General features: G+C 63.4%; 13 protein-coding genes. 1 reads left to right on the forward strand and 12 read right to left on the reverse strand.

All coding sequences use genetic code 11. The features are described from left to right. Positions 1-23: 23 nt before the first annotated feature. The 7 genes from BTIS_RS00005 to BTIS_RS00035 form a co-directional block, all read right to left on the reverse strand. The gene (locus BTIS_RS00005; RefSeq protein ID WP_094661619.1) at positions 24-716 is read right to left on the reverse strand and encodes an L-ribulose-5-phosphate 4-epimerase; all 693 of its coding nucleotides are present in this window, start codon (positions 714-716) and stop codon (positions 24-26) included. A 78-nt stretch (positions 717-794) separates the two neighbouring features. Beyond that, positions 795-2,426, reverse strand: a complete 1,632-nt coding sequence (locus BTIS_RS00010; RefSeq protein ID WP_094661620.1) for a xylulokinase — start codon at positions 2,424-2,426, stop codon at positions 795-797. Positions 2,427-2,822: 396 nt separating this feature from the next. After that, positions 2,823-3,908 carry a LacI family DNA-binding transcriptional regulator gene (locus BTIS_RS00015; RefSeq protein ID WP_094661621.1) on the reverse strand — a complete coding sequence of 362 codons (1,086 nt, stop codon included), beginning with the start codon at positions 3,906-3,908 and terminating at the stop codon, positions 2,823-2,825. Positions 3,909-4,267: 359 nt separating this feature from the next. After that, positions 4,268-5,260: a class 1b ribonucleoside-diphosphate reductase subunit beta gene (gene nrdF / locus BTIS_RS00020; protein ID WP_094661622.1), complete on the reverse strand. Its 993-nt coding sequence runs from the start codon at positions 5,258-5,260 to the stop codon at positions 4,268-4,270. Between the two features lie 400 nt (positions 5,261-5,660). After that, positions 5,661-7,820 (reverse strand): class 1b ribonucleoside-diphosphate reductase subunit alpha, encoded by a 2,160-nt coding sequence (gene nrdE / locus BTIS_RS00025; RefSeq protein ID WP_094661623.1) that lies wholly within the window; start codon positions 7,818-7,820, stop codon positions 5,661-5,663. 76 nt (positions 7,821-7,896) lie between these two features. Next, positions 7,897-8,340 carry a class Ib ribonucleoside-diphosphate reductase assembly flavoprotein NrdI gene (gene nrdI, locus BTIS_RS00030; RefSeq protein ID WP_094661624.1) on the reverse strand — a complete coding sequence of 148 codons (444 nt, stop codon included), beginning with the start codon at positions 8,338-8,340 and terminating at the stop codon, positions 7,897-7,899. Further along, a complete protein-coding gene (locus BTIS_RS00035; protein ID WP_094661765.1) occupies positions 8,337-8,579 on the reverse strand; it encodes a glutaredoxin family protein in 243 nt (80 codons plus the stop codon). The genes nrdI and BTIS_RS00035 overlap by 4 nt, the downstream gene beginning before the upstream one ends. 449 nt (positions 8,580-9,028) lie before the next feature. Here BTIS_RS00035 and BTIS_RS00040 point away from each other — a divergent pair, with 449 nt between their 5' ends. Beyond that, on the forward strand, positions 9,029-9,970 hold the full coding sequence (locus BTIS_RS00040) for an AEC family transporter (RefSeq protein WP_094661625.1): 942 nt from the start codon (positions 9,029-9,031) through the stop codon (positions 9,968-9,970). Here BTIS_RS00040 and BTIS_RS00045 read toward each other — a convergent pair. From BTIS_RS00045 to BTIS_RS00065, 5 genes are all read right to left on the reverse strand, one after another. Next, positions 9,948-10,649 (reverse strand): HAD family hydrolase, encoded by a 702-nt coding sequence (locus BTIS_RS00045; protein WP_094661626.1) that lies wholly within the window; start codon positions 10,647-10,649, stop codon positions 9,948-9,950. The two genes, BTIS_RS00040 and BTIS_RS00045, sit on opposite strands and share 23 nt — an antisense overlap. A 7-nt stretch (positions 10,650-10,656) precedes the next feature. Continuing rightward, a complete protein-coding gene (locus BTIS_RS00050; RefSeq protein WP_094661766.1) occupies positions 10,657-11,994 on the reverse strand; it encodes a Maf family protein in 1,338 nt (445 codons plus the stop codon). A gap of 166 nt (positions 11,995-12,160) precedes the next feature. Further along, positions 12,161-13,207, reverse strand: coding sequence for a homoserine kinase (gene thrB / locus BTIS_RS00055; protein ID WP_094661627.1), 1,047 nt, complete (start codon positions 13,205-13,207; stop codon positions 12,161-12,163). Positions 13,208-13,272: 65 nt separating this feature from the next. Beyond that, positions 13,273-14,604, reverse strand: coding sequence for a homoserine dehydrogenase (locus BTIS_RS00060; RefSeq protein ID WP_094661628.1), 1,332 nt, complete (start codon positions 14,602-14,604; stop codon positions 13,273-13,275). A gap of 181 nt (positions 14,605-14,785) precedes the next feature. Next, positions 14,786-16,435 carry a diaminopimelate decarboxylase family protein gene (locus BTIS_RS00065; RefSeq protein ID WP_094661629.1) on the reverse strand — a complete coding sequence of 550 codons (1,650 nt, stop codon included), beginning with the start codon at positions 16,433-16,435 and terminating at the stop codon, positions 14,786-14,788. Between the last annotated feature and the right edge of the window lie 21 nt (positions 16,436-16,456).

Raw genomic sequence — 16,456 nt, forward strand, 5'->3', positions numbered from 1 at the left:
AACGCGGGAGGCGCCCCGGCACGTCAGTGCTGGCCGTACACGTTCTGGTAGCGGTCGTTGAGCTTGTCGATGTCCGCCTGATCGATCTCGATGATCTCGCCCAGCTGACGGGCCGCCCACATCGTATGCGCGACCTCCTCGGTCATCGCCGCGGCCTTCACCGCGCCCTCCGCGTCCCTGCCGATCGTGAACGGGCCATGGTTCTGCATCAGCACCGCCGGAGACTTCGGATACTTCCTCAGCGTCTCGACCACGCCCTCGCCGATCGCCTCCGAACCGATCAGACGGAACGGGCCCACCGGCACCGGGCCACCGAACTCGTCACCCATCATCGTCAGCCCGCACGGGATGTTCTGACCCGTCGCCGCCCACGCCGTCGCATACGTCGAATGCGTGTGCACCACGCCATACACGTCCGGCATATGACGGTAGATGTACGCATGCGACGCCGTATCCGAGGAGGGGGCCTCGGTGCCGTCGACCACGTTGCCGTCCAGATCCACCACGACCATCGAGTTCGGCGTCAGGTTCTCATAACGCACGCCCGACGGCTTGATCACGAACAGATCCGCCGTATGCAGACGCTGCGACACGTTACCCGCCGTCCACACCACCAGATTCCACTTGATCAACTGCTGATGCAACACGGACACCACCTCACGCACCTGCTTGACCTCGGCACGCACCTCAGGACCAAAATCAGCCAAAGTAGCCATAACTCATTCCTTTCGATTTGATCAAATATTGTGGCTCCCCCGGCGAGGGAGCCGATTACATGATTCGTGATTGTGGGTTTACTTGCTTTCGAGATCGATGTTGCGCACAGCGCTCTTCTCGATCGCGAGACCGGCCTGGAAGCGGGCGAAGAAGTTTTCGAAGCCTTCGACGTCCTTCGGATCCGGGGTTTCGGTGGTGGACTGTGCGTCCTTGAAGACACGCTGATCGAGGTAGTCGGCCAGCGGCCACGGGGTGTGCCACAGGTAGTCGGCGAGCACGGCCATACCCCAAGCGCCGCCTTCGGCTGCGGTGGACATGACCTTGATCGGGGTGTTGAACGCGGCGGCGAGGATCTTCTGGGCCACCTTCGGGGTGGTGAAGATGCCGCCGTGGCCGACGAGGGAGTCGATCTTGACTTCCTCATCCTTGGTCATGACGTCCATGCCGATCTTGACGGGGCTGAAGGCGCTGAACAGCTGGGCGCGCATGAAGTTGGCGAGGTTCATGTGGGCCTCGGGGCTACGAGCGAACAGCGGGCGGCCTTCTTCGAGGCCGGCGAGGAATTCGCCGGAGCGGAACGGGTAGTTCAGCAAGCCACCGGCGTTGGAGTCGGCCTGATCGCTGATGGCGAGACGGAACAGCGTGCCGTACAGGGCACCGGTGTTGACCGGCTGATCGATGGCCTTGGCGAATTCGCCGAACAGACCGACCCATGCGTTGAGATCGGAGGTGAAGTTGTTGGCGTGGCTCATGCCGGCGAGATCACCGGCCGGAGTGGTAACGAGATCCACTTCGGGGTGCAGACGGGCGAGCTTCTTCTCAAGCACGACCATGGCGAAGATGGAGGTTCCGGCGGAGACGTTGCCGGTGCGGACGCGCACGGAGTTGGTGGCGACCATGCCGGTGCCGGCGTCGCCTTCCGGCGGGGCGAGGACGATGCCCGGCTGGAGGTCGCCGGACGGGTCAAGCAGCTTGGCGCCTTCGGGGGTGAGCTCACCGGCCGGGGTGCCGGCGACGAGCGGTTCGGGGAGCAGGTCCTCGATCTTCCAGGGCTGGGCCGCGACTTCGGGCAGGGCGGAGAACTTGGCGAGCAGGTCCTTCTCCCAGGTGTGGGTCTTGGGGTCGATGGGGAACATGCCGGAGGCGTCGCCCACGCCGATGACCTTCTTGCCGGTGAGCTTCCAGTGCACGTAGCCGGCGAGGGTGGTGAAGAACGCGACCTTGTCCACGTGCTCTTCCTTGTTGAGCACGGCCTGGTACAGGTGCGCGATGCTCCAGCGTTCGGGGATGTTGTACTGGAACAGGTCGGAGAGCTTGAGGTGGGCTTCGTGGGTGTTGGTGTTCTGCCAGGTGCGGAACGGAACAAGCAGTTCGCCGTTCTTGTCGAAGGCGAGGTAGCCGTGCATCATGGCGGAGAAGCCGATGTGGCCGATGCGGGTGAGCTTCACACCGTAGGCCTGGCTCACATCCCATGCCATGGCACCGTAGGCGCTCTGCAGACCCTTCCAGATCTCTTCCTGCGAGTAGCTCCACAGGCCGTCCTCGAGGTGGCTGGCCCACTGGTAGTCGCCGGACGCGATGGTCTTGTAGTTGTCGTCGATCAGCACCGCCTTGATGCGTGTGGAACCGAACTCGATGCCCAGCGAGGTCTTGCCGGCTCGAATCTTTTCTACGATCGCGGAGATGTCGCTCTCGGATACATCGGTCATTCGTGTACTCCTTATGGTCGATCCTTGGTGACGGTTTACGCCGCCGATGGTTACCAACGCCGTCGTTGCGCCGCAAAGTCAAACAGGGTCTGGGACAAATCCGCGACCCCGGTATGTGGCACTCTTCATGTGAACGCTCACATAACTAGTTTCAGTGTAGCGCGGCGACAGCCCGCCACGCAAGCTGAGCGGAGGTAAATTTGCGGATATTTTTCCGCCGGATCAGACCATGAAAACGGCAAAGGCCGGCGCATAAGGCACCGGCCCGGCAAGGTCCGTCACACCGAATCACGAATCACGAATCAATCGAAGGAATCATCATGAAAATCGGAGCTGATCATCGACAACACATCGCCGACATACCGACAACACATCGACAACACGTCGACGACATGATCATCGAACCGCGGGAGCCGCCGTGGACTCACGAACCACAAGCGGCGCGCCGATCACACCCACACCGTGACGCAGAGGCAGATCCAGGGTGCTCTCACCGCCTCCCATCATCGAGAGCACGGTACCCATGGCTACCACGCCAAGGTTCGGAAAGTCCGGGGAGATCGTGGTCAGCGGCGGGATGGCGTTGTCCACGCCAGGCATGTCGTCGAATCCGACCAGGCTCACATCGCGCGGCACGTAGAATCCACGATCGTAGAGCGCACGACGCACGCCGAGCGCCTGCATGTCGTTGGCGGTCACGATGGCGGTGGGCAGATCGGCCTTGGGATCGGCGAGCGCGTTGAGGTAGGCGATCATACGCTGATAGGCGTCCTCCCCCGACCAGCTGTCCACGTTGATCACAGTGGATTCGATGCCCTCGGCCTTGGATTCGTGCTCCCACGCGTCGCGGCGGGTCGTGGCGTCACGCCAGTCGAACGGTCCGGCGAGATACAGGGCGTTGGTGTGGCCGAGCGCGGAGAGATGCTTGGCGATGGTGCGCATAGCTCCCCACTGATCGATGCCCAGGCACGCAATGTTGTGGCTTTTGGCTATGGCGCTTTCGATATCGGCGTCGCCGTGCGATGAGGTGAGCAGCACGCGGGGCACTTTGATGCGGGCTCCGAGCGCCGCCTGGACCATCGGTTCGGTGGGAGCCACGAATACGAACGCCTCCACGCCCTGTTCAAGGCATGCGTCGGCCACCTGTTCGAAGGCGTCCTGCGTGTATTCGTGGTCGTTGAGAATGGAGATGGACACGTAGAGATCGTGCTTGCGGGCCATGCCCTCGATCGACGCGATGGTGGCGAGCGGTCCGAAGTAGCTGACGCCGCCGGCGATCAGCGCGATCGTTCTGGTGCGTTGCGTGGCGAGCGCGCGGGCGGCGCTTGATGGCCGGTATCCCATGCGGTCGATGGCCGCCTGCACTTTGGCGCGGGTGGCCGGCGACACGTTTGGGGAATGATTGATCACACGGGAGACCGTCTGATGTGACACTCCCGCCGCCTTGGCGACCTCGAAAATGGAAACGCGCTTACCCGCCATGCTGACAACACCTCACTATCACGGCACATACAAAAAGCCGTTTCGGCGCACAACACGGAATAGTCATGAACGGTCATTCATTGCCGACCATGCGGATACACGCGAACAGTGAGCGTTCACAGCCTTTCCGCAATACTACCCGACATCCGTGGTTTCCGCCTCCGCCGTCGGCATGCCGCACGCATGCCCCCTTCATAATTCTCCATAGTCAGGATGGCAACGTACGGCAACGACGACGACAACGCATGACGGACGACGACAACAGACAACAACGACAACAGACAACAACAACGTTGCTGCCCGCGTGCGGATTCGACGATCGCCGGGCATCCGATCGTCCGTGTACCCGATCGGAACGGTCAGAAATCCCAGTCCTCGTCGTCGGTGTCTTCGGCCTTGCCCATCACGTATGACGATCCGGAGCCGGAGAAGAAGTCGTGGTTTTCGTCGGCGTTGGGCGACAGCGAGGCGATGATCGCTGGGTTGACGTCGCAGGCCTCGGCGGGGAACAGCGCGGGGTATCCGAGGTTCATGAGCGCCTTGTTGCCGTTGTAGCGCAGGAATTTCTCCACGTCGTCCACCAGGCCTACGCCGGAGTACAGGGATTCGGTGTATTCCACTTCGTTGTCGTAGAGCTCGTTGAGCAGTTCGTACGTGTATTCGCGCAGCTCCTCGCGCTTGGCGTCGCCGACGCGTTCGAGTCCGCGCTGGTATTTGTAGCCGATGTAGTAGCCGTGTACGGCTTCGTCGCGGATGATCAGTCGGATCACGTCGGCGGTGTTGGTGAGCTTCGCGTGGCTGGAGAAGTACATCGGCAGGTAGAAGCCGGAGTAGAAGAGGAATGATTCGAGCAGCGTGGAGGCCACTTTGCGCTTGAGGGGGCTGTCGCCTTCGTAGTAGTCGAGTACGATCTGGGCCTTGCGCTGGAGGTATTCGTTTTCCTCGCTCCATGCGAATGCCTCGTCGATCTGCTCGGTGGAGCAGAGCGTGGAGAAGATGCTGGAGTACGACTTGGCGTGCACGGATTCCATGAACGCGATGTTGGTGTAGACGGCTTCCTCGTGGGGGGTGAGCGCGTCGGGGATGAGGGAGACGGCGCCGACGGTGCCCTGAATGGTGTCGAGTAGGGTGAGTCCGGTGAACACGCGCATGGTGAGTGTGTGTTCCTCCTCGCTCATGGACTGCCAGCTGGGGATGTCATTGGAGACGGGGACCTTTTCGGGCAGCCAGAAGTTGCCGGTGAGTCGGTCCCACACCTCGAGATCCTTGTCGTCTTCGAGTCGGTTCCAGTTGATCGCGCTGACGCGGTCGATGAGTTTGAGCGGCTTGCGCGGTACGGAGATCGGTGCCATGTCAGTTCTCCTTGTCGTTGTTCTGGTCGTTGAATTCTTCCGGTGCGGTAAGGCGCAGAATCGCGCGATAAATCATCGGTGACATATTGTTCTTCTCCTTTTTATATACGTCGTACATACGTCTGCTCGTCCGCCACTCCCCCGCAGCCCCGCCCCCGTGACGCGCAACGCGCCATCACGACGCCCTTCCCCCGACCGCAGGTCCTGCACCCTCTGACGAGTGCGGCGTCAAGGCGCACCAGACGAAGGCGTACAAAGGTACGTCGAGTCTGGAGCAACGCAGACGACGCACCTCCCCGGACCGCAGGTCCTGCACCCTCTGACGAGTGCGGCGTCAAGGCGCACCAGACGAAGGCGTACAACAGTACGTCGAGTCTGGAGCAACGCAGACGACGCACCGTCAGAGGGTGCAGGACACGCAGTCGGAGACTTCGGTGCCCGTCAGCGCCTTCTGACGAATGCGGATGTAGTAGAGGGTCTTGATGCCTTTGCGCCAGGCGTAGATCTGGGCTTTGTTGACGTCGCGGGTGGTGGCGGTGTCGGGGAAGAAGAGGGTGAGGGAGAGGCCTTGGTCGACGTGGGGGGTGGCGGCGGCGTAGGTGTCGATGATGGCTTTCCAGCCGATGGTGTAGGCGTCGCGGAAGAGAGAAAGGTTGTGGTTGGTCATGTAGGGGGCCGGGTAGTAGACGCGGCCGAGTTTGCCTTCCTTGCGGATTTCGATGGTGGAGACGATAGGGTGGATGGAGGAGGTGCTGTGGTTGATGTAGGAGATGGAGCCGGTGGGTGGGACGGCCTGGAGGTTCTGGTTGTAGATGCCGTCGGCGAGGATCTGGTCGCGGAGGGCGGCCCAGTCGTCGGAGGTGGGGATGGCGATGCCGTACTGCGCGAACAGGGAGCGGATGCGATCGGTTTTGGGACCGGGGATGTAGTGTCCGTCGGAGTAGGCGCCGAGGCCGGTGTACTTGTCGAAGTAGTTGCCGTGACCGGCGGGCTTGGCGTAGGCGGAGCGTTCGAAGCCGACGAAGGCACGGCCGCGTTCGACGGCGAGCGCGTGGGAGGCGCGGTAGGCGTGGTAGGCGACGGTCATGAAGTAGACGTCGGTGAAGTCGAGGGCGTCGTCGCTGCCGTATTCAATGCCTTCGCGGGCGAGGAAGCCGTGGAGGTTCATCTGGCCGAGGCCTATGGCATGGCCTTCCTCGTTGGCGCGGCGGATGGAGGGGACGGAGTCGATGCTGGTGTGTTCGGCGACGGCGGTGAGGGCGCGTACGGCGGTTTCGACGCTGGTGACGAGTCCGCCGTCCATGGCCTTGGCGATGTTGAGGGAGCCGAGGTTGCAGGAGATGTCGCGGCCGATGTGGGAGTAGCTGAGGTCGTCGTTGTAGGTGCTGGGCTCCTGGACCTGGAGGATTTCGGAGCACAGGTTGGACATGGTGACGCGACCGTCGATGGGGTTGGCGCGGTTGACGGTGTCTTCGAACACGATGTAGGGGTAGCCGGATTCGAATTGGAGTTCGGCGAGGGTGGTGAAGAACTTTCTGGCGTCGATGTAGGTCTTGCGGATGCGATCGTCGGCGACGAGCGCGTCGTAGTTGTCGGTGATGGAGATGTCGGCGAACGGCTTGCCGGTGACGCGTTCAACGTCGTAGGGGCTGAACAGGGCCATCTGTTCCTTGCGTTTGGCGAGCTCGAAGGTAATGTCGGGGACGACGACGCCGAGGGCGAGGGATTTGATGCGGATCTTCTCGTCGGCGTTCTCGCGCTTGGTGTCGAGGAAGCGCAGGATGTCGGGGTGGTGCGCGCTCAGGTACACTGCGCCCGCGCCCTGTCGTGCGCCGAGCTGGTTGGCGTAGGAGAAGCTGTCTTCGAGGAGCTTCATGACGGGGACCACGCCGCTGGACTGGTTTTCGATGTGCTTGATCGGGGCGCCGAGCTCGCGCAGGTTGCTGAGCAGCAGGGCGACGCCACCGCCACGCTTGCTGAGCTGGAGGGCCGCGTTGATGCCTCGGGAGATCGATTCCATGTTGTCCTCGATGCGGACGAGGAAGCAGCTGACGGGTTCGCCGCGCTGGGCTTTGCCGAGGTTGAGGAAGGTGGGGGTGGCGGGCTGGAGACGGCCGGACAGCATTTCGTCGAGGTAGGCGTTGGCGGCCGATTCGTCGCCGGCGGCGAGGCTGAGGGCCACGGCGACGCAGCGCTGCGGGAAGTCTTCGAGGTACTCCTTGCCGTCGAAGGACTTCAGGGCGTAGGAGCGGTAGAACTTGAATGCGCCGAGGAAGGTTTCGAATTCGAATCCGACGGAGGCAGCACGGTCGTAGATGGCGTCGAGGAATTCGGGGGTGTAGCGGTCGAATACGTCGGCGTCGTAGTAGTCGTTGGCGATGAGATATTCGAGGCGCTCGCGGGTGGATGCGAATCGGCGGGTGTGCGCTTCGACTTCGGATGCGGCGAACGCGCGCTCGGCTTCCTTGTCCTTGTTGAACTGGATGTTGCCGTCGGCGTCGTAGAGGTTGAGCTGCGCGTTGAGCGCGTGGTAGTCCGTGGAGGGATCGTAGGTGGTCATGGTGGTGCGGTCCTTGGTATCGGGAGTGGCGTCAGAGGTATCGGAATTGCGATCTTTTTTTGGGAGGGGGGCGGGGTCACGAATTGCCGTCGGCACGGCCGGAGAAGAACCGAGCGAGTCCGTCGCGCGTTTTCGTCATGTCTTCCGGCGTGCCCATGAGTTCGAAGGTGAAGAGCAGTGGCACCTGGCATTTGGCGGCCACGATGCGACCGGCGGCCGCGTAGGCCTCGCCGAAGTTGGTGTTACCGGAGGCGATCACGCCTCGGATCCAGCTGCGGTTGTCGGGATCGTTGAGGAATTTCTTTACCTGGATCGGCACGGCCTTGCGCACGTCTCCCCCGCCGTATGTGGGCACGATCAGCACGTAGGGCTCCCGGACGGCAAGCGCGGGCTCGTTGGCGCGCAATGGGATGCGGTAGGTGGCGATGCCGAGCTCGTCGAGCCGGCATCCTTCGATGAATCGTGTGGTGTTGCCGGATGCGGATGAGAAGTAGACGACTGCGCCGCCGGCTCCGCTCATGCGTGGACCATCGCTTGTTTCGCGTAGGCGCGGATGAGGTCGGGGCGGTATCCGCTCCACGAGTCGGTGGGGGTGATCACGACGGGAGCCTGTCGGAATCCGGCCTGATGCAGCTGTTCCAGGGTCGACGGGTTCTCGCTCAGGTCCACGGTTTCGTACGACAGTCCGAGCTTGTCGAACTGGCGCTTGGTGGCGTCGCACTGCGGGCAATGCGGTTTGGTGAATACCGTGATGGGCATGGAATCCTCCGTTTTGGTCGACTGCGGACGTCGTCGTTCCACGGTTGGCGTGGGCGTGCGGGACGGCGTCCGAATCCTGCGTGCGGACCGTTTTTTCCGGACCGCGATAGCTTGCGTTCACCAAGACTACATCACCATCAGACCACTCAAACCACTACATATAGTCGTCAAATCAGCGTGTCGTCACTATATATGGATTCACCAAATCAAGGCAACACTAGGCGATCGGCAATGTCGACGCTCGCCGCCCGCGTTCACCGACAACGAAAAAGTGATATACGCCACAACGAGGTACAGATCACATTCGTCGTCAAGAGATCACTCAGACCGTGCGCGCCGATGAATCATACGAACCAATACGACCCGTACACGGACCACACTGCGAAACATATAGCCCCTAGTACGGAAGATGTGGCAGTATTGACGCGTTACCGATCGAGGGGAGTATCATGCCGGGCTTGCTGAGCGCCATGGAGGGTTTCTGTGTCATCGGCATCGTGATCGCCGTGGGATATGTGGCCGCACGTATGCGCATCGGCGGACCGCAGGCGCAGATGGTGTTGAATCGGTTCAGCTTCTTCGTGTCCAGCCCGTGTCTGATGTTCGCGATCCTGTCGAAGGAACCGATTTTCGAGATCTTCCATTCGTCGATCATCGTGGCGTTCTTCTCGGCGGCGCTGGTGGGCGTGATCTTCATCGTGCTCAACCGGTTGTTCTTCCATCTCGGCGCGGCCGACGCGACGATCGGCGCGCTGAACTCCCTGTATTTGAATTCGAATAACATCGGCCTGCCGATCGCCACGTATATTCTGGGCAATCCCGCGCTGGTGGCACCGATTCTGGTCATGCAACAGGCCGTGTTCACGCCGGTGGGCCTTACGGTGCTGGACGTGACGACCAAGGGCAAGGTGTCGATCAAGGAGATCGCCAAGCAGCCGCTGCATCAGCCGCTGCTCATCGGTTCGCTGTTGGGTATCGCACTGTCGGCCGTGCATGCGAAGACCGGATGGTTCCTGCCGAACTATCTGTTCGATCCGATCGATATGATCGGCGACTCCGCGGTGCCGATGATTCTGATGGCGTTCGGCATGTCGCTGCATGGCACGAAGCCGCTGCAGCAGAAGGGCGATCGTCCGGCGATCTTCACCGTGGCGATTCTGAAGAACATCGTGATGCCGATCATCGCGTTCCTGCTCGCGTATTTTGTGATGGGATTCCGCGGCCCCACGCTGTATGCGTGCGTGGTGCTTGCCGCATTGCCGACCGGTCAGAACGTGTACAACTATGCGGCCCGGTACAACGTGGGTCTGACGTTCGCGCGCGACGGCATTCTGCTGTCCACGATGACGAGCCCGATCTTCATTGCGATCATCGCCGCGGTGTTGAGCTGACCGTCAGCGTCAATCGATCCGCATATCGATTCGCACGGACCGTCACGTCGGCGAGCGATCCGATGGTGAGATGATCGGGCGCGTCGGGAATCGGGTTGCGGGCGTGGGCGCGTACTGCCACCGCACAGGCTCCCGAGGCGATCGCGGAGGCGAGACCCGTGGCGGAATCCTCAAATGCCACACACTCCCCCGGTTCGGCGTTGGCAAGTGATGCCCCGCGCACGTATGGTTCGGGGTCCGGCTTGTCGCGCACGTCGTCGTCACCGGTCACGCAGCCGAGGAAGGCCCCTTCCGGAGCCGCAGCCAGCACACGCTCCGCCAGCACGCGAGGCGACCCGGTGACCAGCACCGAGGGCACGCCGGCATCGCGGAATGCGGCCAGCAGCTCCACCGCTCCCGACACCCATGGCACGCTATCCCCATACTTACGCACAACGCTGTGCACAAGTTCGGGGATAATCTCGTCGTCGGCTAGCGGCACGCCGGCGTTGCGCAGCACCTGTGCGCAGGTGGTCAGCGACGCGCCCGCCAACGAATCGGCGATGGCGTCCGTCCAGGTTCCGCCGTGTGAGGTCACGCATTCGCGCTCCGCCGCTGTCCACAGCGGATCGGAGTTCACCAGCGTACCGTCCAGATCCCACAGCACCGCCTTGGGCAGCGACCTCGGTATTGCAGTCATGGGTGAACTACTGCTCGTAGTCGGCGGCGATCTGGCGGAGGCGCTCCTCGAAGCGCGGCCAGTCGGTCTGCATGGCGGTGAGCAGTTTGAGCGAACCGACCTTGTCGAACGGCACCCATGCGATCTCCAGACTCTCGTCGTCGTTCGCACGCGGCTCCACCGTATGGCCGGGCTTTTCGAATGCGAACACCGTGGTGTAGCTCCACGGGCCATGGTCCTCCACATAGGATCCGACCACGGCGATGTCCTCGGGATGGATGTTCGCCTCCTCGAAGCTCTCGCGCAGCGCGCCCTCGAGCGAGCTCTCGCCATCGGCCGTGGCACCGCCCGGAATGCCCCAGGTGCCGCCTTCCGCGCTCCACAGCGCACGATGCTGCATCAGCACGTCGGTGATCTCACCGGACTCGGGGTCGCGGCGGCACAGCAGCACGCCGGAGGCGCCGTTCAGACCCCAATGCTTGTGCCCGCACGCGCAGTCGATGAACCCGTCACCGGGCTGGTTCACATTGTCGCGCGGCGCCTTGGGGTCCACGGCCTTGCCGCTGCCATAGCCGGTGCCCTGCTGCTCGTCGCGATCGAGGTTCCACAGGTCGGTCCAGCTGATGCCAAGTTCCTCCACCAGCTGGCGGGTAAGCGGCAGGCTCAGGCCGATGATGCCGCTCGGATCCCCTTGGATGCCGTCGATGAACGCGCCGCCGAAGCCGTCAAGCGTGAACGATCCCGCCACTTCCAGCGGCTCTCCGGTAGCGATATAACGTTCGATGTCATCGTCGGAATAGTTCGCGAACGTGACCTCGGCGTGGCTGGCACGGCTGATCATGGAACCGGTGGCCGCGTCGATCACGCAATGGCCGGTCCACAGCGTGCCGGTGCGTCCGCGCATGAGCGCCAGCCGTTCGCGCGCGTGCGCCACGGTGTGCGGCTTGCCGTAGGGCACGCCGTCAAGCTCGAACATGGAGTCGCAGCCGATGATCAGCGGACCGACGGCACGATTAGCCATGCCCTCCTCGGCGTCGATCGCGTCATGGATCGGCATGACGGACGCGATGCTGCCGAACCCGTCGGTCAGCGGACGCGAGACATGCTCCTCCCCCACTGCGGCGACCGCGGCGGCGGAGATGGCGATGTAATCGCGGTACACGGCGGCCGCTTTGGCGCGAGCCAGCAGCGGCACCCGTTCCTTTGTGGTCATGGAGTCCGGGTCGATCCCCTGCTGCGCGGCCGTGTTCACGATCACCGCGGCCTCGTCCACATGGGACACGCGGATCGTCGGACGGATACCCGCGTGGAACAACACATCACGTCGCGCCTTGGACTGGGACGCGAGAATCACTGGAATCGACAACAGACACCAACTTTCCAGAAGATACGGGGAGCCCCGACCGGACATGCCGGTCAAGGGCTCGTCAAGAACAACACATCACAAAGTCATCGGATCATCGGATCGCCAAGATGGCCCGCCGCGGAAAACGGACGTCCATCTGGCCATCCCTGCGCACCGTCGCGGACCGCTACAGCTCCATAGGGCCGAACTGCACGCCCTTGCGGTCGATCGCCGGGTGCAGCATGCGCCAGCGACCACCGGCCAGCCACTGATCGTGAATCAGATCGGTGATGGCCTCGGTGGCGTCGCCCTCATGCAGCACGAGCACGCAGGGGCCCGCACCGGAGATCGTGGACGCATAGCCATGCGCACGCAGGAAGGTCATCAGCTCCCACGAGCTCGGCATCAGTGAGCTGCGGTAATGCTGATGAAGCGTGTCGCCGGTGGCGCTGAACAGCAGCGAATTCGTGTCGCGGCCGGAGACGCCGCTCAACGCCGCGGGCAGCAGGGCCACGCGCGACACGTTGAACAGGGCGTCGGCACGCGGCACCTCGTACGGCAACGCCTTGCGCGCCTCCTCGGTGGAGAGCTTGAAGTCCGGCACGAACACCCACGCGTTGATCTTCTCACCCACCGGATAGTTCACGGTGTGATAGCCGCCCTTGAACGGTTCGGTCGCATCGGGGAAGATCGCACGATCCGCCTCCACCGGCACCACGCCCGACGGCTTGGCGTTCGGCGCGTCGACGAGCGGCACCTCGGTCTTGGGCTCAAAGTCCCAGGAGACGGTCATGCCGCCGTACACGGCCGGAGCCACGTTGTCCGGATGGCCTTCGATGTGCGCGGCCAGATCGAAGATGAAGTCACGCTCCTCGTCGCCATAGCCGGCGAACGCCACGGCCGCGGACACGCCGGCCACGATCGCCTCGGCGGACGACCCCATGCCACGCTCCTGCGGAATGGTGTTGTTGGCGACCAGCTTCACGCCGGCCTGCGGCAGACCGAGTTCGTCAAGCGTGCGGCGGAACGTGCGCATCACCAGATGCGACTCGTCGCGCGGCAGCGTGTTCTCCCCCTCACCGTGGATTTCGATCGACGATTCCAGCGACGGCGACAGTGTGAACGTCAGCTCGTCACGCACATCCAACGCCAGACCCACGGCGTCAAAACCGGGACCCAGATTGGCACTGGTGGCGGGAACGGTTACACGCACGGCATCGGCGGCGAACTTCATAATGCTCCTTACAGACCCTTACAAACCTTGCGAATTCTGCAAATCTTGTAAACCGCGCCGGACGATCAGTCCATCACGCGCAGGATGGTGGCCTCACCGGTGACGAAGTCGAGCTTGGTCACGGCGTCCACGGCCTCGCGCAGCGTCACCTCATCGCACAGGTGGGTGACCAGACGCAGCTGCTGCAGTTCGCCGCTGTATCCCGGTTCGTGCAGGGTGGGCTTGAGATCCTGATTCACGCCGTTGATCGACAGGCCGCGCTTGGCGAACTCCTCGGCGATGGCGGCCAGCGTGCCCGGCTTGTCGTGGATCACGAAGCGCACGGCGAACGCGGAACGCGAAGCGTTGAGCGGGGCCTTGGGCAGGTCGGCGTACATGGGGATGGACGGGCCGACACAGCCGTGGGTGATGTGACGGGCCTCGGTGACCACGTCGCCCACCACAGCGGAGGCGGTGGGATCGCCGCCGGCGCCACGACCATAGAACATGAGATCGTCGGCGGCCTCGGCCTTGACGAACACGGCGTTGAAGCTGCCACGCACGCTGGCCAGCGGGTGCTCGTTCGGGATCAGCGCCGGGTAGACGCGGGCGGAGATGCCGGCCTCGGTGTTCTCGCACACGGCCAGCAGCTTGATGACCTTGTTCTCCGCGGTGGCTGCGGCGATGTCGTCGGCGGTGATCTTGGTGATGCCTTCCACGTTCACGTCGCTGATGCGCACGTCGGTGTGGAATGCGAGCGAGGCCATGATGGCCGCCTTGTTCGCGGCATCCTCGCCCTCGATGTCACCGGTCGGATCGGCCTCGGCGTAGCCCTTGGCCTGTGCGTCCTTGAGAGCCACGTCGAAGTCAAGGCCCTTGGTGGTCATTTCATCAAGAATGTAGTTGGTGGTGCCGTTGACGATGCCCATGATGCTGGTGATCTTGTCGCCCACCATGGATTCGCGCAGCGGGCGGACGATCGGGATGGCACCGGCCACGGCGGCCTCGAAGTAGAAGTCCACGCCCTTGGCCTCGGCTGCGGCGTAGATCTCCGGGCCGTACTTGGCGATGAGGGCCTTGTTGGCGGTGACCACGGAGGCACCGGATTCGATGGCCTTCATTACGAAGGTGTGCGCGGCGGTGGTGCCGCCGATCAGCTCGATCACGATGTCGGCCTTGGTGCACAGGTCGGCGGTGTCGGTGGTGAGCAGGGATTTGTCGATCCACGGCACGTTCACTTCGTCCGGGTTCAGGCAAGCCACGCCGACCAGTTCCAGCGGACGGCCGATGCGCTGGGCGAGCTCTTCGTTCTGCTCGACGATCAGTCGGGCGGTGGCCGAACCGACCGTACCCGCGCCCAACAGCGCTACGCGAATCGGGGTCGTAGCGTTTTCTGCAGCATGCGCAGTGTGTGCCATTTGTCTTGTCCTTCCCAACCGGGCGTTGTCCGCCGTTTGAACAGATACAACCTATCCAATCCTAAGGGTGCAAAGCGACAGCGGCGGCCAACGTCCGGTTGGAGGGAAATACGGAGGGCGGGTTGGGCCGAATCAGGCCTGATCAGATCCAGTCAGACCCGGTCAGTCCGATCAGTCCTGGTCAGTCCTGATCCAGATCCAGCAGGTCCTCCACGGTCTGGCGGCGGATCATCACGCTGGCACCGGACTCGCCGATGCCCACCACCGCGGGGATCAGCGCCTGATTGTAGTTGCTGGCCATCGTACGGCCATACGCGCCGGTGACCGGCACGGCGAGGATGTCGCCGCGATGCGTGTCGGCGGGCAGACGCACCTCGTGCACCACGATGTCGCCGGACTCGCAGTGCATGCCCACCACACGGGCGAGCATGGTCTCGTCGGATCCGGCTCGGTTGGCGAGTCGAGCCGTGTAGTCAGCACCGTACAGCGCCGGACGGATGTTGTCGCTCATGCCGCCGTCGACGGACACGTACACGCGCTCGTGGATCGGATTGCCAGCGGAATCCTTGGCGTCAGCGAGCCGCACGGGCTTGACCGTACCCACGCGATACAGGGTCACGCCGGCGGGGGCCACGATCCAGCGGCCGGGCTCGAAGCTGATCGACGGCGCGGGCATGCCGAGGGCGCGGTTGATCGCGACCACCGCATCGGCCAGACGGCTGAGCTCCACGCGCACGTCCATGGAATCCTCGCCATCGGTGTAGGCCACGGAGTAACCGCCACCGAGATCGACCTCGGGCAGCGTGTAGGCGTCGGTGGCGTAGAACGTCTTGCGCAGCAGCATCATGCGCCGTGCGGCCTGGATGAACGCGTCGGCGTCGTGGATGTTCGAGCCGATGTGCGAGTGGATGCCCACGAGTTCCAGATCCTCGGCATGGGCGAGGATGTCCTTGAGCACGGCGAGCGCGGGACCGTCGGCCACGGTGGTCATGGCGGCGGCGAGTGCCTTGTCGGCGTCGGAGACCTCTTCGTGGCTCAGATCATAGGGGTATTTGACGTCGTAGCGCAGTTCTCGGGGCTTGCTCGCGGCGGCGGCCGGTTGCGCGGATTCGGTGGACTGCGCGGACTGATCGGCAGTGCCTGCGGACATGCGGGCGTTCGTGGCGGCGGGGGTCACGTCGCCAAGGTCGTCAAGTACGCCGAGCGCCGAGGTGTCCGCGCCGGCGGGCAGCAGCGGCACGCCGAACTTCTGGTCCTCGTGCGCGGTGGAGATGTATTCGTGGCCGCCGGCGTGGATGCCGGAGGTGACGCGCAGCATCACCTTGGCCCGCTTGCCGAGTCGGTGGGCGATGCGGGCGATGCGCTCGGGCTCGTCGGCCGAGTCGATGACGATCTTGGCGAACCCGTTCTCCACGGCCAGTTCGATTTCGGCGTCGGATTTGTTGTTGCCGTGCAGTACGAGGCGACGGCCGGGGGCACCGGCGGCGAGCGCGATACGCATCTCGCCCATGGTGCAGGTGTCGACGAGCATGCCGGCGTTGATGACCTCGCGTACCACGCGCTTGGAGAGGAACGCCTTGCCGGCGAAGCTGACGTGCGTGGTGGAGTTGTTGAAGGCGTCGGCGGCCGCGCGTACGAAGTATCGGGCGCGGGCGGCGACCTCGTCGGTGTCGATCAGGTAGAGCGGGGAACCGAACTCGTCGAGTAGTGATGCTGCGGTACGGCCGTGGAATTCGATGGCCCCGTCGTCGTTGATCGTGGTGGCCGCCGGCCAGATCGGCGTGATGCCCGTGCCGAGTGCAACGTCCTGTTCCGCAGTCTTTCCGCTCATCGTCTCTCCATTCATGATTCG

The organism is Bifidobacterium tissieri (assembly GCF_002259645.1).
Lineage (GTDB): Bacteria > Actinomycetota > Actinomycetes > Actinomycetales > Bifidobacteriaceae > Galliscardovia > Galliscardovia tissieri.